14 protein-coding genes and 2 pseudogenes are annotated in these 19,520 nt (G+C 70.4%); 9 read left to right on the top strand and 7 right to left on the bottom strand.

What is annotated here, in order from left to right; genetic code table 11:
* Positions 1–272: 272 nt before the first annotated feature.
* Positions 273–1,682 carry an APC family permease gene (locus IEY95_RS06740; protein ID WP_189184952.1) on the top strand — a complete coding sequence of 470 codons (1,410 nt, stop codon included), beginning with the start codon at positions 273–275 and terminating at the stop codon, positions 1,680–1,682.
* Positions 1,683–1,686: 4 nt separating this feature from the next.
* Here IEY95_RS06740 and IEY95_RS06745 read toward each other — a convergent pair whose 3' ends face one another.
* Complete coding sequence (locus IEY95_RS06745; RefSeq protein WP_189184953.1) at positions 1,687–2,097, bottom strand: GNAT family N-acetyltransferase; 411 nt, start codon at positions 2,095–2,097, stop codon at positions 1,687–1,689.
* Between the two features lie 117 nt (positions 2,098–2,214).
* Here IEY95_RS06745 and IEY95_RS06750 point away from each other — a divergent pair, with 117 nt between their 5' ends.
* The 3 genes from IEY95_RS06750 (at position 2,215) to IEY95_RS06760 (ending at position 7,451) form a co-directional block, all read left to right on the top strand.
* Complete coding sequence (locus IEY95_RS06750; protein WP_189184954.1) at positions 2,215–4,860, top strand: alpha/beta fold hydrolase; 2,646 nt, start codon at positions 2,215–2,217, stop codon at positions 4,858–4,860.
* Positions 4,857–5,720 carry an ABC transporter permease gene (locus IEY95_RS06755; protein WP_189184955.1) on the top strand — a complete coding sequence of 288 codons (864 nt, stop codon included), beginning with the start codon at positions 4,857–4,859 and terminating at the stop codon, positions 5,718–5,720. The genes IEY95_RS06750 and IEY95_RS06755 overlap by 4 nt, the downstream gene beginning before the upstream one ends.
* Before the next feature lie 159 nt (positions 5,721–5,879).
* Positions 5,880–7,451, top strand: a complete 1,572-nt coding sequence (locus IEY95_RS06760) for a vWA domain-containing protein (protein ID WP_189185413.1) — start codon at positions 5,880–5,882, stop codon at positions 7,449–7,451.
* Positions 7,452–7,766: 315 nt separating this feature from the next.
* Here IEY95_RS06760 and IEY95_RS06765 read toward each other — a convergent pair whose 3' ends face one another.
* Positions 7,767–9,509, bottom strand: coding sequence for an arabinofuranosyltransferase AftB family protein (locus IEY95_RS06765; protein ID WP_189184956.1), 1,743 nt, complete (start codon positions 9,507–9,509; stop codon positions 7,767–7,769).
* A 158-nt stretch (positions 9,510–9,667) separates the two neighbouring features.
* Between IEY95_RS06765 and IEY95_RS06770 the strand changes: the two genes are divergently transcribed.
* Positions 9,668–11,611: an AMP-dependent synthetase/ligase gene (locus tag IEY95_RS06770; protein WP_189184957.1), complete on the top strand. Its 1,944-nt coding sequence runs from the start codon at positions 9,668–9,670 to the stop codon at positions 11,609–11,611.
* A gap of 54 nt (positions 11,612–11,665) precedes the next feature.
* Here the strand turns inward: IEY95_RS06770 and IEY95_RS06775 are convergent, their stop codons facing one another.
* Both IEY95_RS06775 and IEY95_RS06780 read right to left on the bottom strand, forming a co-directional pair.
* The gene (locus tag IEY95_RS06775) at positions 11,666–12,076 is read right to left on the bottom strand and encodes a rodlin (protein WP_189184958.1); all 411 of its coding nucleotides are present in this window, start codon (positions 12,074–12,076) and stop codon (positions 11,666–11,668) included.
* 206 nt (positions 12,077–12,282) lie between these two features.
* On the bottom strand, positions 12,283–12,696 hold the full coding sequence (locus tag IEY95_RS06780; protein WP_189184959.1) for a rodlin: 414 nt from the start codon (positions 12,694–12,696) through the stop codon (positions 12,283–12,285).
* 250 nt (positions 12,697–12,946) lie between these two features.
* Between IEY95_RS06780 and IEY95_RS06785 the strand changes: the two genes are divergently transcribed.
* The 3 genes from IEY95_RS06785 to IEY95_RS06795 all read left to right on the top strand — a co-directional run bounded on the left by IEY95_RS06785 (position 12,947) and on the right by IEY95_RS06795 (position 14,929).
* Positions 12,947–13,360, top strand: coding sequence for a rodlin (locus IEY95_RS06785; protein ID WP_189184960.1), 414 nt, complete (start codon positions 12,947–12,949; stop codon positions 13,358–13,360).
* 230 nt (positions 13,361–13,590) lie between these two features.
* Complete coding sequence (locus IEY95_RS06790; RefSeq protein WP_189185414.1) at positions 13,591–13,854, top strand: chaplin; 264 nt, start codon at positions 13,591–13,593, stop codon at positions 13,852–13,854.
* Positions 13,855–13,984: 130 nt separating this feature from the next.
* A complete protein-coding gene (locus tag IEY95_RS06795) occupies positions 13,985–14,929 on the top strand; it encodes a chaplin (protein ID WP_189185415.1) in 945 nt (314 codons plus the stop codon).
* 351 nt (positions 14,930–15,280) lie between these two features.
* Here IEY95_RS06795 and IEY95_RS48780 read toward each other — a convergent pair.
* Positions 15,281–15,606: pseudogene (locus tag IEY95_RS48780) on the bottom strand (ATP-grasp domain-containing protein); the annotation flags it as partial.
* Positions 15,607–15,772: 166 nt separating this feature from the next.
* On the opposite strand from IEY95_RS48780, the pseudogene IEY95_RS06800 reads away from it, so the two are divergent.
* Positions 15,773–17,155: pseudogene (locus IEY95_RS06800) on the top strand (glycoside hydrolase family 26 protein); the annotation flags it as partial.
* Between the two features lie 576 nt (positions 17,156–17,731).
* Here the strand turns inward: IEY95_RS06800 and IEY95_RS06805 are convergent.
* Both IEY95_RS06805 and IEY95_RS06810 read right to left on the bottom strand, forming a co-directional pair.
* Positions 17,732–18,859 (bottom strand): GNAT family N-acetyltransferase, encoded by a 1,128-nt coding sequence (locus IEY95_RS06805; RefSeq protein WP_229702631.1) that lies wholly within the window; start codon positions 18,857–18,859, stop codon positions 17,732–17,734.
* Entirely contained in the window at positions 18,856–19,509 is a 654-nt protein-coding gene (locus IEY95_RS06810; RefSeq protein WP_189184961.1) for a YveK family protein, read from the bottom strand. The genes IEY95_RS06805 and IEY95_RS06810 overlap by 4 nt, the downstream gene beginning before the upstream one ends.
* Between the last annotated feature and the right edge of the window lie 11 nt (positions 19,510–19,520).

Below are 19,520 nucleotides of genomic sequence, written 5' to 3' on the forward strand. Positions count from 1 at the left end.
GCAGGCGATCAGCCAATATGGCCTTTGAAAGCAAGGTCACAATCTGCTGAGTCTTGGTGATTGCCATATGTAGGTGTCGGCGCCTGGGAAAGTGATGTGACGTGCGTCGCTCCGCTAGTGCGGATTCCGTAGGTAAACAGCCATTGACGCAACGGTTTCCGTCAAGGTTCCATCAACGCCGGGAGCGGACGAAGAGACGTACGACGCGAGCCGCCGGAGGCGATATCGCTCCCGCCCGAACATCTGACGCACGAGTCGATCGGAACCGCTTCATGACCGACACGCTCCGCCCTGTCGAGACCGCCGACCTGGACGGCGCCCCCCCGGCGTCCGGCAGCCCCCAAAAACTCAAGCGCTCCATCGGCATCGTCGGCGGCACCCTGCTGACGCTCTCCTGCGTGACGCCCGCCTCCACCCTGTTCGTGGTCGTGCCCGACCTGTTCTCGTCCCTCGGCACGGCGACCGCGCTCACCATCGCGATCGGTTCGCTGCTCTGTATCGCCGTGGCGTTCTGCTACTCGGAGCTGGGCACCCTCATCCCCAGCGCGGGCGGCGAGTACGCCATGGTCTCCACGATGGCCGGACGCCTCGCGGGCTGGCTGGTCTTCGTGCTCTCCCTCCTGGTCGTCATGATCGTGCCACCGGTGATCGCGATGGGCACGGCGGACTACCTTGCGCCGATCGTGCACCTGAACCCGTCGATGGCGGGCGCCGGCGTGATGATCCTGGCCACCCTCGCGGGCCTGCTCGACCTGCGGGCCAACGCCTGGATCACCGGCGTCTTCCTGGTCCTCGAAGTCATCGCGGCGGCCGTCGTGGCGGTCCTGGGCTTCGCGCACAGCCAGCGCGGCGCCGGAAGCCTGGTCTCCATGCAGGTGGCGGACTCCGGCGGCCACACGGACACCGTGACGGCCATGCTGGTCGTCTCCGGGCTCGCGATCGCCCTCTTCGTCACCCAGGGCTTCTCGACCGCGGTCTACCTCTCCGAGGAACTGGAGAACCCGCGCCGCAACGTCGCCCGCACCGTTCTCGCCACCCTGGCCATCTCCACGGTCATCATCCTGGTCCCGGTCGTCGCGATCACCATGGGCGCCTCCGACCTGTCGACCCTGACCGGCGGCGACATCAGCAGCATGGTCACGGCCTGGTCGAACTCCGCCGTCGGCACCTTCGTCAGCCTCTGCGTGGCCCTCGCGATCATCAACGCCGGCATCGTCATGGTCATCCAGAACTCCCGGGTGCTGTTCGCCTCGGCCCGCGACAAGGCGTGGCCCGAGCCGGTCAACAAGGGCCTGTCGCGGCTCGGCCGCTTCGGCTCCCCCTGGGTCGCCACCCTCCTCGTGGGCGTCCCCGGCGCGGCCCTGTGCTTCGTCAACCTGGACACCCTGTACGGCGTGACCGGCGTGTCGGTGACCGGCATGTACCTGCTGGTCGCGGTCGCCGCGCTGCTCGCTCGCCGCGGCAAGCACGCCCACACGTCCGCCTGGCGCATGCCGCTGTGGCCCGCGATGCCGGTCCTGCTGATCGCGGTCCTCGCGTACATCCTGAGCCAGCAGGAGACGAGCTATCTGCTCTGGACCGGCGGCATCACGGCCGTCGCCACCCTGTACTGGGCCTTCTACCTGCGGCCGCGCCGCGAGACCCGCTGGCTGGTGTCGATCCCGGAGGACGCGCAGGCCTGAGGGTCTACTCGAAGTCCCACGTCACCACCGTGCACGACCCGTCGTCCTTGCCACCCGCGCTGCGGTAGGTGGCAAGGGCGACGTCGTTTCCGGTGTCGACACCGACCCACATGCCGTAGCAGCCGCGTTCGCGGGCGAGGGCGGCGAGTTCCCGGATCAGCGCACGCCCGGTACCGCGCCGCCGGAACGGCTCGGCGACCGCCAGCTCGTACAGGAACATCTCGGTGCCCTTGTCGGGGTGGACCGTCTCGACCCCGCTGATGAAGCCGACGGGACTGCCGTCCTCGTACGCGAGGAAGAGGTGGTGGCCCGGGGTGTCCAGGAAGCGCTGGGCCCATGCGGGGCGCACGGGGTGGTCGAAGAGGTACTCGGCGGCGGTCAGTTCGTCGACAGTGCCGGCGCGGCGCATTTCCATGGACCGTTCGTACCACGGACGCGGTATGCGGGACCGGGGCCGTACTCCCCTGGGAGGGGCGGGGGTTCAGCCCGGCGGCTGCATCGGTTGTCGGCGGTCACCCGTACCGTTGAGGACATGGATCTTCGACTGCCCCGACTGCGCGGGCCCCGGCGGTGGATCGCGGCCGCGGCCGCCGTCGTCGTCGTGCTCGCCGGCGCGGGCACATGGACGGCTGTCGCCTCGGACGACACGGCGCCCGTGCACCGCGCCGAGCGCGTCATGGCGATGGGCGGCGGGGTGCGCATCGACACGTCGTACTTCACCGCGGGCTCGTCCTCGGACCGTCGCCCGGCCATCCTCCTGGGGCACGGCTTCGGCGGCAGCAAGGAGGACGTGCGGGACGAGGCGGAGAAGCTCGCCCGTGACGGGTACGCGGTGCTCACCTGGTCGGCGCGCGGCTTCGGGAAGTCCACCGGCAAGATCGGGCTGAACGACCCCAAGGCCGAGGTCACCGACGTCTCGAAGCTCATCGACTGGCTGGCCGGGCGTCCGGAGGTCCAGCTCGACAAGAGCGGCGACCCGCGCGTGGGCGTCACCGGAGCCTCGTACGGCGGGGCGGTCTCCCTGCTGGCCGCCGCCTACGACCGGCGGGTCGACGCGATCGCCCCGGCGATCACGTACTGGAACCTGTCGGACGCCCTCTTTCCGAACGGGGTCTTCAAGAAGCTCTGGGCCGGCATCTTCATCAACTCCGGCGGCGGCTGTGACCAGTTCCAGGCCCAGCTGTGCGCGATGTACAACCGGGTGGCGGAGTCCGGAAAGCCGGACGCGGCGGCCACGAAGATGCTGGAGGAGCGCAGCCCCTCCGCGGTCGGCGACCGGATCAAGGTGCCCACGCTCATCGTGCAGGGCCAGTCCGACTCCCTCTTCCCGCTCGGCCAGGCCGACGCGATGGCCAAGGCGATCCGTGCGAACGGCGCGCCCGTGGACGTCGACTGGATCTCCGGCGGGCATGACGGCGGCGACATGGAGACGAGTCGTGTCGAGTCCCGCGTCGACTCCTGGTTCGACCGCTATCTGAAGGACGACACGAGCGCCGACACGGGCCCCGCCTTCCGCGTCACCCGCACCGGAGGCATCGACTCCACCGACGGCGCGGCCCTGCTCAGGGGCGCGAGCGGGGACACCTATCCCGGACTGGAGAGCGGGCAGCACGTCATCGCGCTCAGCGGCCGGGAGCAGCGCTTCGAGAACCCGGCGGGAGCGAATCCGCCCGCCATCTCGGCCCTCCCCGGCCTCGGCGGCTCGGGCGGCCTCGCGCAGCTCTCGTCCCTGGGCGTCGGGGTCTCCCTCGACTTCCCGGGCCAGTACGCGCAGTTCGACTCCGCGGCGTTCGGCGGCGATCTGCGGATCACCGGGTCGCCGACGGTGACGGTGCACGTCACATCGAGCAGCGACGACGCGGTCCTGTTCGCGAAGGTGTACGACGTCGGGCCGGGCGGCGCCCAGCAGGTGCTGCCCTCGCAGCTGGTCACGCCGCTGCGGGTGACGGGCGCCCAGTCCGGCAAGGACGTCACGGTCACCCTGCCCGCCATCGACCACGAGGTGCAGAAGGGGCACCGGCTGAAGCTGGTCCTCGCCTCGACCGACCTCGGCTATGCCTCACCGGCGGCCCCGGCGACGTACAGCGTGTCCCTGAAGAGCGACCTCCAGGTCCCGACGGCACCCGGCGTGACGACCGCCGCCGCGCCGCTGCCCGCCTGGGTGTGGTGGCTGCCGCCGGCCGGAGCGATGGTCGCGCTGGCACTGCTGCTGACGGGCCGCCGACGTACGACGCCCGGGGCACCCGATCCCGAGCTGGCGGAAGTCCCGCTCCAGATCACCGACTTGAGCAAGCGCTACGCGAAGTCCGCGGACCGGTACGCAGTACGGGACCTGTCGTTCCGCGTGGAGAAGGGCCAGGTCCTCGGCCTGCTCGGGCCGAACGGCGCGGGCAAGACCACCACCCTGCGCATGCTGATGGGCCTGATCAAGCCCGACGGCGGCGAGATCCGGGTCTTCGGGCACCAGATCCGGCCGGGCGCGCCGGTGCTCTCCCGGGTCGGGGCGTTCGTCGAGGGCGCGGGCTTCCTCCCGCATCTCTCGGGCCGCGAGAACCTGGAGCTGTACTGGCAGGCGACAGGTCGTCCCCCGGAGGACGCGCACCTGGAGGAGGCGCTGGAGATCGCGGGCCTCGGCGACGCGCTGGCCCGCGCGGTCCGCACCTACTCCCAGGGCATGCGCCAACGCCTCGCCATCGCGCAGGCGATGCTCGGCCTCCCGGACCTCCTCATCCTCGACGAACCGACCAACGGCCTCGACCCGCCACAGATCCGCGAGATGCGCGAGGTCATGATCCGGTACGCCGCAGCGGGTCGCACGGTCATCGTCTCCAGCCATCTCCTGGCCGAGGTCGAGCAGTCCTGCACCCATCTGGTGGTCATGGACCGTGGCCGGCTGATCCAGGCGGGCCCGGTGAGCGAGATCGTCGGCTCCGGCGACACCCTCCTGGTCGGCACCGGTTCCCCCGTGGACGAGCCGGTCGTCGAGAAGGTCGGCGCGCTGCCGGGCGTGGCCTCGGCCGCTGCCGCCGAGGGCGGGCTGCTGGTCCGCCTCGATCCCGGCGGAAGCGCGGAGCGCCTGGTCGTGGAACTCGTACGGCTCGAAGTACCCGTGGCATCGGTGGGCCCCCACCGCCGTCTGGAAGACGCGTTCCTCACCCTGATCGGAGGCTCAGCATGAGCACGCTCGTGGAGCGCACCGAGACGGCCGACGGGTACCGGGCGCGGCGCACGCTTCCGCTGCGCGTGGAGCTGATCCGGCAGTTGAAGCGGCGCCGCACCCTCGTCATGGGCGCGATCCTGGCGGCGCTGCCCTTCGTCCTCGTCGTCGCCTTCGCCGTCGGCGGCGACCCCGGCTCGCGCAACGGCCAGGTCACGCTGATGGACACGGCCACCGCGTCGGGCGCGAACTTCGCCGCGGTGAACCTGTTCGTGTCGGCGGGCTTCCTGCTGGTGATCCCGGTCGCGCTGTTCTGCGGGGACACCATCGCCTCCGAGGCGAGCTGGTCGTCACTGCGGTATCTGCTGGCGGCTCCCGTGCCCCGCGCCCGCCTGCTCTGGTCCAAGCTCACCGTCGCTCTCGGCCTCAGCCTCGCCGCGATGGTGCTGCTGCCGGTCGTCGCGCTCGCCGCGGGCACCGCGGCCTACGGCTGGGGGCCGCTGGAGATCCCCACCGGCGGTGCGCTCGCCGCGGGCACCGCGACCCAGCGGCTCCTTGTGGTGATCGCGTACATCTTCGTGTCCCAACTGGTCACCGCGGGGCTCGCGTTCTGGCTGTCGACCAAGACGGACGCCCCACTGGGCGCGGTTGGCGGCGCGGTCGGCCTGACGATCGTCGGGAACGTACTGGACGCGGTCACCGCCCTCGGCGACTGGCGCGACTTCCTGCCCGCGCACTGGCAGTTCGCCTGGGCCGACGCCGTTCAGCCGAACCCGGAGTGGAGCGGCATGATCCAGGGCACGGCGATTTCGATAACGTACGCGCTCGTGCTGTTCGCCCTGGCCTTCCGCGGTTTCCGGCGCAAGGACATCGTGTCCTAGGTCTCCGGAGGATCACCTACCGGTCTCGACGGCCGCCCGCCGTGGCCGCTTCGAGATCCATCCGCAACGCTCCGGAACGCACATCCAGGCCCCCTCGGACGTCACAGTCACAGACGTCGGCCCACATACAGGCCGCTCACCGAGGGGGCACAGATGGCGATGGACCACATACGGACGCGGGCCGCAGGAAGCCGTCGACTGCGCGGCACCCTGCTCGCGCTGACGGCGGCGGGCGCCGTGCTGCTGACGGGGTGCAGCGCGAGCGGCAGCGGCAACTCCTCGGACGGCGCCGACAAATCCGGTGGGCGCAACCTCCCCCTGCCCGCCCCCGCCCAGCCGACATCGGGCACGGCCCAGGGAGAGCAGGAGGGCGAGCAGACCGGCGCCCCCGACCGTGAGATCGCGCCGTCCCCCGACTACCTCTCCACCTTCGCCCTCGACGTCGACACCGCCTCGTACGGCTACGCCCGCCGCACCCTCGCGAACGGCCGGATTCCCGACCCCTCCACCATCCGCCCCGAGGAGTTCGTCAACAGCTTCCGCCAGGACTACGAGCGCCCCGACGGCAACGGCTTCTCGGTCACCGTCGACGGCGCCCGCACGGACGACGACCGCTGGTCGCTGGTCCGGGTGGGCCTCGCCACCCGTGCGGCCGAGGACGACCACGAACGCCCGCCCGCCGCCCTCACGTTCGTCATCGACGTCTCCGGCTCGATGGAGGAACCGGGCCGTCTCGACCTGGCCAAGGACTCCCTCGACGTGATGACCGACCGGCTGCGCGACGACGACTCGGTCGCCCTGGTCACCTTCAGCGACGACGCCGAGACCGTCCTGCCGATGACCCGCCTCGGCGACCACCGCGGCCGCGTGCACGACGCGATCGATGGCCTGGAGCCGCAGGAGTCGACCAACCTCGGCGCGGGTGTGGACATCGGGTACGACACGGCGGTCGAGGGTCTGCGCGAGGGCGCCACCAACCGGGTCGTGCTGATCTCCGACGCGCTGGCCAACACCGGCGACACGGACGCGGACAGCATCCTGGAGCGGATCTCCGGCGCCCGCCGCGAGCACGGCATCACCCTCTTCGGCGTCGGCGTGGGCAGCGACTACGGCGACGCTCTGATGGAGCGCCTCGCCGACAAGGGCGACGGCCACACCACCTACGTCTCGAACAAGGACGAGGCCCGCACGGTCTTCTGCGACCAGCTCCCGCAGAACATCGATCTCACGGCCCGCGACGCCAAGGCGCAGGTCGCCTTCGACCCGCAGACGGTCGAGAGGTTCCGGCTGATCGGCTACGACAACCGCAAGGTCGCCGACGAGGACTTCCGCAACGACCGGGTGGACGGCGGCGAGGTGGGCCCCGGCCACACGGTGACCGCCCTGTACGTGGTTCGCACGAGGCCCGGAGCCTCCGGCCACCTCGCCACCGCGAGCGTCCGCTGGCTCGACCCCGACACCCGCGCCCCGCACGAGGAGTCCGGCCAGCTGGAGACCGGCTCACTCGACGACGACCTGTGGACCTCGTCCCACGGTCTCCAAGTCGCGGCGACCGCCGCGTACTTCGCCGACGCCCTCCGCCAGGGCGACGACCGCTGGACCGACCTCCCGGCCCGTCCGTCCCTGTCCGAACTCGCCGACCACGCGGACAAGTTGGCGACCGCCACGGAGGACAAGGAGCTCCGCCGACTCGCCGACGCGATCCGACAGGCGAACCGGCTCAGGGACTAGGGGGCTTCTGATGGATCTCCGCGGCGTCGCGACGCCCGGCACGCACTCTCGCCGCACCGGACAAAAGCCCTAGTAGCTCCTCCCCCACGCTCGGCTTCGCTCGCGCGGGGGGACCCCCATCGAGGACTTCCGCCCGGCACGCCGAGAGCACGCACCGAACGCCGCTCCTTCTTCCACGGAGACCCATCAGAAACCCCCTAGGGGCGCGCTCACCGGTGTTTACGGGAGGCCGCATCTCGAAGGCGGCCTGATCCGAAAGACAGGCCCTGGGCGCCCCGCACTCGTCAGGGGCGCATCACATCAGGGCGCCGCGCGTCACCTCTCGCCGCACAACTCCCGTTCCGCCTCCACCGGATCGTCCGGGAAGCGGAACGAGGTGCGCTCCCAGGACCCGGCGACATTGCGCAGAAAGCGACCCGGCGTGAGCGGGTCCCGCGTCGCGGACCGGAGTTCGGCGAGGGCGCCGCAGCGCAGGGCGCGGCGGGCCGCGGTGACGCGCGCCGGGTCGAGCCCCGGGGGCAGAACGGCCGGATCACCTCGGTCGGCGGCGAGCCAGGTGGCGGGCAGATGCTTGTCGTGGCCCGCTCGGCCGCCGCCGACCCGCTCGGAGTGGGCGGCGAGTGGATCGGCGAGCCCGATCGAATCGAGCGCGGCACCGTTCAGCGGCACGACGGCCCCGTTCCAGCCGAGGACCGCATAACTGGCGGTCACCGACGGCGAGTCGGCAGCCATCCGGAGATGGTCGCCCCACAGCAGCGTGGGCGCGCCGGAGCGCTCGGCCTCCCGCACCTCACGCGCGTGGGCGACATGCCAGGGCGCGCCGGCGAAGGTGTGGTGGATGGGGTGGGCGTCGGCGTTACGAAGGGCGTACACGCCCCGTTCGTCCGAGATCCCCGCCGGGCCCACCTGTCCGCCGTACGGAATCCGCAGCCACCCGGCGCACACCACGGCCCACACGCCGACCCCGACTGCCGCGAGTGCTCCCGCCCGCGTCACGGGCACGACGAAGACGGGCAGCAGCATCAGCAGCAGGCCCGGCAGCAGCATCCGGCCGTGCATGAAGTCGCCCCCGACCCTGATGACGTACAACCAGCACAACAACCCGGCGACGACGGGCGCGAGCGCGGGGACGAGCGGGACCCCGCCGTGGGGTGCCGTGACCCGCCAGGCCCAGCGCCTGCGCGAGAACAGCAGCGCGGCGGCCACGAACAGCGCGGGCACCCACAGCAGATAGGGCCCCGAGAAGTCCCCGAGATATCCGAAGCCGCGTCCCCACAGACTCTGCCCCGCCTCCTTGGTGACGGCGGGCAGCGGCACGAGATGCCCGTAGTAGCCCGCACGGAAGATCTCGTACGCGCCCGGGAACGCCGCCGCACTCGCGACACCCGCGAGCGTGCCCCTCCGGGTGGGCCGTACCAGGAGCCACTGCGCGGCCAGGAAGACGGCGGACACCAGCCCCAGGTCGGGCCGTACGAGGGGGCCGAGGCCGAGCAGCAGCGAGGTCATGAGTGACGCGGAGCGTGTGCTGAGAGCGAGCCATGCCCCCGCGATCCAGCAAGTGGCGAGCCCCGTCTCGAGCCCCGAGGTGGCGAAGTCCCACACGGGCGGCAGTGCGAGCAGGACGAGGGAGCCGAGCGGAAGGCCCGCCCGATCGCCGTACAGACGCAGCGCCCCGATCCCGGCGAGCGCGAATCCGACCGCCGTCAGCAGCAGCCCCCCGTACACCGCGGCCGTCGCGAGGTCCGCCCCCGGCAGCCCCGCGGCCACGAGCAGCCACTGCCAGAGCGTCCCGGTGGACGACTCGACCCGCTCGCCCGCATTGAACACGGGCCCGTTCCCCGCCAGGATCTGCCGCACGGTCCGTACGTAGATATAGGCGTCGTCGGCCATCCAGCGTCGCTGGAACCCGGCGAACGCCACCAGCAGCGCAGGCACCACCCACACCGCGGTGCGCGGCCATGCCCGCGGGGAGGTGTTCCTGCCCGGCAGCGGCTCAGGGGATGAGGAAGGCGGCGGGACCTCGCGGCGCCGTCGGGAGGGAGAGTACGTGGACGTCATGATCGGCTCATCGGCTCACCGCGACCCCGGCTTGACGCAGGGGGTGGGCCGAACGGGGGGATGCCGTGCGGTCGTATCCGCTCCGTGCGACCCATTGAATTTCCCTTACGTCCGAGTAAGTTGACCCCCGAGTAAGAACCCTGCGACCGGGAGCCGCCATGGGCGTACGCAAGGATCTGAAACGGGCCAAGCGGCGCACCGACCTGGCCGGTCGCAGCAAGGTGGAGCTGGTCAGGGATGCGGCCGGAGTGGTGCGTGAGGCCCGCACCGCCCGGCTGGCACCGTGCCCCACCACCGGCAGCACCGCCGACCTGCCCTTCACCAATGCGGCCGAGGCACCCGACACGGTCGTCCTGCGCCGCAGGGAACACGGCGTCTGGCACCCGGTGACCGCGGCCGCCTTCGCCCGCGAAGTCACCGCCACCGCCAAGGGGTTGATCGCGGCGGGACTCGAACCGGGCGGCCGGGTCGCGGTGATGTCCCGTACGCGCTACGAATGGACGGTCCTCGACTTTGCGATCTGGGCGGCCGGCGGCCAGACCGTTCCCATCTACGCGACCTCGTCCGCCGAGCAAGTGGAGTGGATCGTAAGGGACTCGGGTACGCGCTTCGTGATCGTCGAGACCGCCGAGAACGCGGACACCGTGGCCACCGGCACGGCCCGGCACCCCGAACCCCCGCGCGTCTGGCAGCTGACGCCGACATCAGCCGCTGCCGCGGCGCGGGCCGTGATCGGTGAACTCGCCTCCCTGGGCCGGGACATCCCGGACGAGGAGGTCACCAAACGCCGGGCCGCCCTCACCCCCGACACGGTGGCGACGGTCTGCTACACCTCCGGAACCACGGGCAAACCCAAGGGCTGCGTCCTCACCCACGGCAATCTGTACGCCGAGGCCGCCAACACGGTCGAACTGCTCCACCCCCTCTTCAAGGAGGTCACCGGCCAGATCGCCTCGACCCTCCTCTTCCTCCCGCTCGCTCACATCCTGGGCCGCTGCCTCCAGATCGCCTGCCTGATGGCCCGCATCGAGATCGGCCACTGCCCGAGCATCAAGCCCGACGAACTCCGTCCGGCGCTCAAGGAGTTCCGCCCCACCTTCCTGGTGGGCGTCCCGTACCTCTTCGAGAAGATCCACGACACGGGCCGCGCCACCGCCGAGAAGATCGGCCGCGGTGCCTCCTTCGACCGCGCCGATCGCATCGGCGTCCGTTTCGGAGAGGCGTACCTGAACAAGTTCCTCGGCGTGGGAAAGGGGCCCGGGCCCGGCCTGTACGCCGCCTGGGCGCTGTACGACCTGCTGGTCTACCGCCGTATCCGCAAGGAACTCGGCGGCCGCGCCCGTTACGCCATCAGCGGTGGCTCCCCGCTCGACCGCAACCTCAACCTCTTCTTCTACGCCGCCGGAATCATCGTCTACGAGGGCTACGGACTCACCGAGACCACCGCCGCCGCCACCATCGTCCCGCCCTTGAAGCCCCGCCCCGGCACGGTCGGCCTCCCGGTCCCGGGCACGGCCGTCCGGATCGCCGACGACGGCGAGGTCCTCATCAAGGGCGGCGTCGTCTTCGGCGCCTACTGGAACAACCCGGAGGCGACGGACGCGGTACTGCGGGACGACTGGTTCGCCACAGGCGACCTCGGCGCGCTGGACGAGGACGGCTACCTCACCATCACCGGGCGCAAGAAGGACATCCTCGTCACCTCCGGCGGCAAGAACGTCTCCCCGGCCGTCCTGGAGGACCGGCTACGCAGCCGCCCGCCGGTCGGCCAGTGCCTCGTCGTCGGCGACAACCGCCGGTTCGTCGCGGCCCTGATCACGCTCGACCCCGATTCCGTCGCCCACTGGATCGCCGTCCGCAAACTGCCCGCGGACACCCCGCTGTCCGACGTCGTCCGCGATCCCCGGATGCGCGCCGATGTCCAGAAGGCCGTGGACTACGCCAACGAAGCGGTCTCCCGGGCCGAGTCGATCCGCGCGTTCGCCCTGGTGGCAGGCGAGTTCACCGAGGACAACGGCCTGCTCACACCCTCCCTGAAGGTGAAGCGGCATGCGGTGACGGCGGCGTACGCGGCCGAGATCGAGGCGCTGTACCGCGACTGACACGCCGAAGCGGGCCGCCGATCTGCTCGGCGACCCGCTCTCCTGGTGCGGCGATCAGCTGCTGGTGGCGCCGTTGCCCGACATGACCGGGATGTTGTCCAGGATGTGCGAGAGCGCGTCGTCGCCCTTGGCCTGGGTGGAGTTCTCGGTGCACTGCTGGTTCTGCGGGGACGACAGGACCGGGACGTCCTGGACGGCGGTGACCGGCACGAGGCCGACGACCGAACCCACGTTCGCCTTGGCCGGCAGACCGACACACGGCTTGTTCAGCGAGCCCTGCACGAGCCCGAGCTGGGGGCTCTGGTCACCGGCCGTCGCCTGGTTGCCGTACGACTGCACGGCACCGGTCCCGTTCTCGGTGGTGACGCCGTCGTCATTGCCGATGGCAAGCGCCTGGGGCGCGGCGGCAGCCGAGACGCCGGCGAGGGAGGCGGCGATAACCGCGGTCGCCCACAGCTTCTTCATGTTCGTTCCCTTTCGGAGAGCGGACTCCGTTGCGGAGCCGCATGATGATCAACAGTGCGGTGAACGGTGCAGTTGCGGGGTGTGCCCCGAATGGCCCAGAGGGTTCCTCGGGCCCGGAGTTGACGAGTCGCCGCGACTGCCACCGGGGACGTGAGAGCGACAGCGGGCCGCCGGGAGACCGGCGGCCCGCTGGGCGCGGCGACGGATCAGCTGCCGTTGGAGTTGTTGCCGGAGAACAGCGGGATGTTGTCCAGGATGTGCGAGAGCGAGTCGTCGCCCTTGGCCTGGGTGGAGTTCTCGGTGCACTGCTGGTTCTGCGGGGACGACAGGACCGGGACGTCCTGGACGGCGGTGACCGGCACGAGGCCGACGACCGAACCCACGTTGCCCTTGACCGGCAGACCGACACACGGCTTGTTCAGCGAGCCCTGGATGAGCGCCATCTGGGGGCTCATGTTGCCGTGCGTTTCCTGGTTGCCGTAGATCTGCTGGGCGTCTGTGCCCTGAGTGGTGGTGACGCCCCCGTCATTGTCGATCGCCAGCGCCTGGGGCGCGGCGGCGGCCGAAGCTCCGACGACGGAAGCGGCGATCGCCGCAGCAGCCATAACCTTCTTGATCACTTGCTGGTCCCTTCTGGAGTAACCCCGTCCACCGGAGCGCCCTGGACAACTGACCCCGGCCCGCATGGTTGCTCCGATTCACTCCATTGGCCCACTTGAACGGCATGTTCACCAACTCCGCGTGCCAGGACTTCCACGAATTCCGGGGCCACGAACGGTCCATCCGGGTGAAGCCGCGAAACCATTCACGCCGTCGCCGGTTGATGGGGGAGCAGAAATATGCGTCTCTGCCATGAAAGGACCCGGAGAAATGTTCAAGAAGGCAATGGCCGCGGCGGCGGTCGCGGCTTCCGTCGTTGGAGTCTCAGCGGCGGCTGCCCCGCAGGCGCTTGCCATCGGCAATGACGACGGCGTCACCACCAACAACGGGACCGGTGCCGTGCAGTCGTACGGCAACCAGGCGACGGCCGGTGACCAGAGCCCCCAGCTCGGGCTCGTGCAGGGCTCGCTGAACAAGCCGTGTGTCGGCCTGCCGGCCAAGGCGAACGTGGGTTCGGTCGTCGGCCTCGTGCCGATCACCGCCGTCCAGGACGTCCCGGTCCTGTCGTCCCCGCAGAACCAGCAGTGCACCGAGAACTCCACCCAGGCCAAGGGCGACGACGCGCTCTCGCACGTCGTGGACAACATCCCGGTCATGTCGGGCAACAGCTCCAGCGGGAGCTGATCCAAGGCCCCGAAGTGGCCTGGCGAACCGCCGAGTTGTCGTGCGGGAAGCCACTTCCGCAAGAAGCGTTTCTGCTTCTCTGGGGCCATCGTGTCAATTCGGCGCGGTGCGTTCGAGTGAATTACCCGGCGCGATACTTTCCCGAGTTTCTCCGGGCGTCTGTCCCTCGTTACAGCCTGCAGGTCATGGTGCGAGCCGTCCATGCTGTGCTCGCTCGGTTTCGGCCGTCAATGGGGCATGACCGCGAGAAGGGAAAGTATGTGAAGCACAAGAAGAGCTTTGCCGTCGTCGCCGGCATGATCACTGCCCTGGGGATGGCCGCCCCGGCTTTCGCCGACACCGGCGCCGTGGGCGGCGCCGCCGAATCCCCGGGTGTCCTCTCGGGCAATGTGATCCAGGTTCCCGTGCACGTTCCCATCAACGTGTGCGGCGACACGGTCGACGTCATCGGACTGCTGAACCCGTCGCTCGCCAGCGGCTGCAGCAACGACTGACGCGACGGCACATCGGCCGCTCCGACTGTGTCACGGCCGACCTTGGACCTTAACTTCGGTTCCAGGGCCGGCTCTCCTCACTTCTTCACGTAGGAAGACAACGAGATTGCGACAGACCCTGAGTAGGGGAATGGTCGTGGCCGCGGCCGCGACGAGCATCATGTCCCTGTACGGCACCCCCGCCCTCGCGGACGCGAACGCGAACGGAGGCGCAGCGGACTCGCCCGGCCTCGCGTCGGGCAACAACCTCCAGGTACCGGTGCACGTCCCGGTGAACGCCTGTGGCAACACCGTGGACGTCATCGCCGTGCTCAACCCGGCGTTCGGCAGCTCCTGCGCCAACGGCTCGGGTTCGCAAGGATCGTCCGGTGCGTCGAACCCCTCCTCCGACGACGGTTCCTCCGGTGCCTCGGCGTACGGCGAGGCACACGATTCGCCCGGATTCCTGTCGGGCAACGATGCCCAGGTGCCGGTGGACGTTCCGATCAATGCCTGCGGCAACACCGTGGACGTGATCGCCGGGCTCAACCCCGTCTTCGGCAACAAGTGCGAGAACGGCTACGGAGGCTACGGGGACCCGCTCACTACGCCTCCCACGACGCCGCCGACGACGCCGCCCAAGACGACGCCGACGACGCCTCCTAAGACGACGCCTCCCAAGACGACGCCGACTACGCCTCCCACTACGCCGCCGACGACGCCTCCCAAGACGACGCCGCCGACGACGCCTGGCTACGGGGACACCCCGCCCACGACGACGCCGACGACGCCTCCCAAGACGACGCCGCCGACGACGCCTGGCTACGGGGACACCCCGCCCACTACGCCGCCGACGACGCCTCCCAAGACGACGCCGCCGACGACGCCTGGCTACGGGGACACCCCGCCCACTACGCCTCCCACCACCCCATCCACCACTCCGCCGACGACCCCGCCGTCCTCTCCTTATGGGACTCCGCCCACGCTGGCCGACACCGGCAGTGAGGGCCTGCTCGCGGCATCGGCCGCCAGCGCCGCCCTGTTGGCGGGCGGAGCCATCCTGTACCGACGGAGCCGAGCCGCCTCCCGCCGGTAGTACTCCGCTCTGGGTGCCGGACGCCTCGCCGCGCCCGGCACCCAAGCCATGTCCGGGGCCGCAGGCCGGCGTCCGCGCCGCTGCCGAGCCCCAGGTCGTCCCCCGCGCCGCTGCCGAGCCGAGGGCGCCGGGATCCGCCCGCCCCGGCCCCGATCGCAGCCGTCGCCGTACATCTCGTACGAGCGTTTCCGCCGTGACGAAGGCGCTGTGCACGAAGTGCATGGCCGGGCCGAAGCCGGAGGCCGTCACCAGGCCTGCCATGAAGTGGCCCGGCACCGAGGACTCGAAGTCCCGGCCCGGCCACGGATGAGCCGTCGGCCATCGCCACGAGGTCGCCGCGCAGCAGATATCAGGGGTGAGTTCCTCCTGTATTCGGCCGACCGCGACGGCGCTCGAGTCATCCATCGGGACCAGCGCGGACGGGATACACGGGCGGCCACTCGGCGCAATACGGCCACGCTTTCCGCGGCGGGGTAACCGGGTGGTGGCGGGGAACGCATCGCACGGACAAAACGCCATCTGCGTACGGGACTTCCTGTGGATTCCGCGAAGCCATGCACATCCACTCCCGCTCTGCCGAGTGAGCGTACGACTCCCGGCGTTCCTTGCTGAAAGGGAATCCGGTCGATCCGCAGGAGAACGGCGGGGACGCGGGTGTCGAGAACCGGAACGGGCATTTCCTTCGGATCGGTCACCCGTGCGAGTGATCGCCGAGGTCGAGGGTGAAGCCTTGGTCGGCGGAGCGGTATTTCATATGACTGGGTGTCATTTATCGGAATGCGCGTCGGAGCGTCGAGAAAGACGGTGCCAAGACGGGGCATCGAAGTGGAGAGAGGAGCAGGCATGGCTCCACAGCAGCAACGGCCCCGAAGCAGGCGGCTGGCGTGCATCGCGGCCGGCATCGTCGCGTCGGTCGCCCTTTCGTCGGGTCCCGGATACGCCGTGGGTGTCGGCATGGTGCGCGTCGTGGATCCTCCGGCGCCGACCCCGACACCGGTGACGCCGTCGGCCGCCTCCTCGACCACCGGCGTGGTGACGCCGCCCACGCCGACCGCCACGCCGACGGCACCGGAGACGCCCGCCCCGACGCCACCCGTCGTCCCGAAGGAGACAACCAGCCCTACCGGGACGAGCACCTCCACGGAGACCCCGACCTCCACGGAGACCCCGACCTCCACGGAGTCGCCCACCTCCACGGAATCAACCGCGCCCTCGGCCGCGTCGAAGCCCGTCGCGGAACCACCCGCCATCGGCGCCTACCTCGATTACGGCCCCAGGGGTATCGCCCGGATCGAGCAGCTCAGCGAGTGGCTGGGCGGCACCGAGCTGCGAGTTGGGCACACATATCTGCCGGGTGATCGCTGGAGCAACATCGAGGGCGCGCCCGGATTCCTCGACGCCTGGGCGGACTGGCGGCGGGCGAAGGACGACCGGATGCTCGTCCTCAACGTGCCGATGCTGGAGCGCAACGAGGACCACCTCTCCGACGCCAGGGTCCGCGTCATGCTGCGGCAGGGCGCGGCCGGACTGTTCGACCGGCACTTCCGCGCGCTCGCCGAGCGGCTGGTCGAGCTGAAGGTGCCGGATACCGTCATCGTGCTCGGCTGGGAAATGAACGGCATTACGTACACCCATCGCTGCGGTCCCGACCCGGAGGCCTGGAAGGAGTACTGGAACAGAATCGTCACCGTCATGAGGGAGGTGCCGGGACAGAAGTTCCGGTTCGATTTCACCCCGAGCCGCGGCCGGGACGCCATTCCCTGGACGGAGTGTTATCCGGGCGACGACACGGTCGACATCGTCGGCATGGATGCGTACGACCAGCCGTCGGGTCTGTCATTCGACGAGCAAGTGACGGAGCCGTACGACCTTCAGGCGCAGGTGGACTTCGCGAATGTCCACGGAAAGCCCATTTCCTATCCCGAATGGGGACTCTTCCGCAACGGCGACAACGCGACCTATATGAAGCGCATGCTCGCGTGGATGGACGAGCACAAGCCGCTGTACAACACGCTCACCGACTACTGCCCGCACGGTGTGTGGCAGTGCGGGGACAACCCGAAGGCGTCCCAGGCCTACCGCGAGGCGCTCTTCGGCCACACGGCCCCGACACCCGACCCCACTCCTGTTCCTACGCCGGTCGCGACGTCGACGCCGGTGCTTGATCCGGCGGTGTCTGCTCCTGTTTCTACGCCGGTCCCGACGTCGACGCCGGTGCTTGATCCGGCGGCAGCTACCCCTGTTTCTACGCCGGTGCCGGCGTTGACGCCGGTGCTTGATCCGGCGGTGTCTGCTCCTGTTTCTACGCCGGTCGCGGCGTTGACGCCGGTGCTTGATCCGGCGGCAGCTACCCCTGTTTCTACGCCGGTCGCGGCGTCGACGCCGGTGCTTGATCCGGCGGTGTCTGCTCCTGTTTCTACGCCGGTCGCGGCGTTGACGCCGGTGCTTGATCCGGCGGCAGCTACCCCTGTTTCTACGCCGGTGCCGGCGTTGACGCCGGTGCTTGATCCGGCGGCAGCTACCCCTGTTTCTACGCCGGTGCCGGCGTTGACGCCGGTGCTTGATCCGGCGGCAGCTACCCCTGTTCCCACGCCGGTCGCGGCGTTGACGCCGGTACTTGATCCGGCGGCAGCTACCCCCGTTCCCACACCCGACCCGACGAAGCCGCCCACGCTGGTGCCCCCGCCCAACTGCTCGCCGCTGGACCTGGGCGCCTGGGTCGAGTACTGGCTCGGCGGGAAGCTCTGTATCCGCTTCGACTGGTGGTCGCGCACGCGTTGACACCGGGTGGCGGCGGGTCGCTCACGGCCTGCCGCCACCGTGCTCCCTCCATCGGTGCATCAGCTCCTTGCCCCGGTCGCGCGCGGCGACGTCGCACACGGCCGCCGACATCAGCGGGGCGGTGCGACGCCGGGCGAGCAGCAGCCGCTGGTTGACGACGGCGTCCGGGCGCCAGTGGTGCTTGTAGGGCTCGTCGCCGCGCAGCAGGCTCAGTGCCCCGCGTCCTCCCATCTCGGTGTGCCGGGTACAGGCGTTGAGGAGCATCACCGCCACGTCCGCCTTGCGTTCGCGCAGTTGGGGATGGGCGCCGTACAGATACCCGCCCGCCAGACGCCGGGACAGCAGGGTGAGGTCCACGGCCATCACGGTGTCGTCGAGCCGGAACTCGGTGACCACCGCGTCCCCGGAGCGCACCATCGGGCCCACGGAGCGGACCAGATGCTCGGAGAACCGCTGCTGAAGATGTTCGGACGTCACCTTGCGGCCCTGCCACTGCAGTCGGTGCAACTCCAGCAGCCGCCGAAGCGCCGCGTCCACCTCGTCATGGCCTACGACGCGCTGCTCGACCCCGAGCGCGGTGAGCTTGCGGAGCTTGGCCCGTACGCGCTGGGCCTTGGCGGACGGAAGCCGGCCCATCAGCTCGTCCATCGAGGTGGCGGGCAGCTCCAGGCAGAGCGAGTCCCGCACCCGGCGGCGCGGTCCGCGCCAGCGCGCGTAGATCTGCTCCACCGCACCGCCGGGACGCACCTCGCGGAAGTCGATCAGTGCGGTGCGGGCGGCCGCGGACAGTCCCGCGGTGAGCGCGGCGGCCGCCCCCTCGGCGTGCTCGTCGTCGATGAGTACGTCCCCGTAGTCGGAGATCGCCCCGCCGAGCGGTACCAGCGCGGGCAGCGGCCGGTGTACCCGCATCAGCGGCGCGACCGCGCGGAGTTCGCCGCCGTCGCGCACCACCACCAGGCGCAGTCGGCCGGGCATACCGTACGAGAGCCACCAGGAGTGCAGCCAGGCGTGGCTCTGGAACGGGGTGGCCGCCCCGCACCGGCGGTACAGGCGCCCCCAGGCAGGGCCCAGCGCAGCGAACTCGCGCTCCTCGGTGACGAGTTCGGCCCGCACGAGGTTCGTCACCTCGGCCTGAAGGGTCCCGCTCACAGCTGTCCGTGCACATCGGCGGCGGTGGCCGGGCTCGGCACCGCGGCCTGGCGCCCGGCGTCCGTGGTCCGCCGGGGACGGACAAGCAGCACCAGACCGCCGAGCAGTCCGCCCGCGCTGGCGCCCACCAGGCCCGTCACGGTCGGTGACGCCGAGGACGCCTGGGTCGGCTTCACAGCTCGGGAGAAGGAGAGGAGCTCGATGCGGGTGCTGTCCCGGTTGTCGTTCGCGTGCAGGGTCAGCGAGCGGGAGACGGCGTTGGCCATGTCGGCGGCGACGGCCGGGCGGACGGAGGTGGCCGACACGGCGACCATCGGGGCGTCGGGGGAGGTCGCGGTCCGCACGCTCGACTGGAGCGTCTTCAGCGGTACTCCGGCCCACGCCTGCGCTTCCCCGAGTACGGCGAGCTGGGTGGCCACCCGGCCGTAGGCCTGGGCGAAGCCGAGCGCGGCCGCCGGGTCCCCCTTCTCGGTCGGTACGGCGATGACGTAACTCGTGGCGGTGTACGTCGGGGGCTTCACCACGCCGTACGCGCCGCCGAGCATTCCGCCGAGCACGGTGGTGGCGAGCAGGGTCAACGATGCCAGGGTCTTCGTGCGGGCGCGTGTCGTTCCCGTGGGGCGGTGGCCGCTGGTCGGGTTTTCGGTCATGAGGAACTCAC

The organism is Streptomyces albiflavescens (assembly GCF_014645835.1).
Taxonomy (GTDB): domain Bacteria; phylum Actinomycetota; class Actinomycetes; order Streptomycetales; family Streptomycetaceae; genus Streptomyces; species Streptomyces albiflavescens.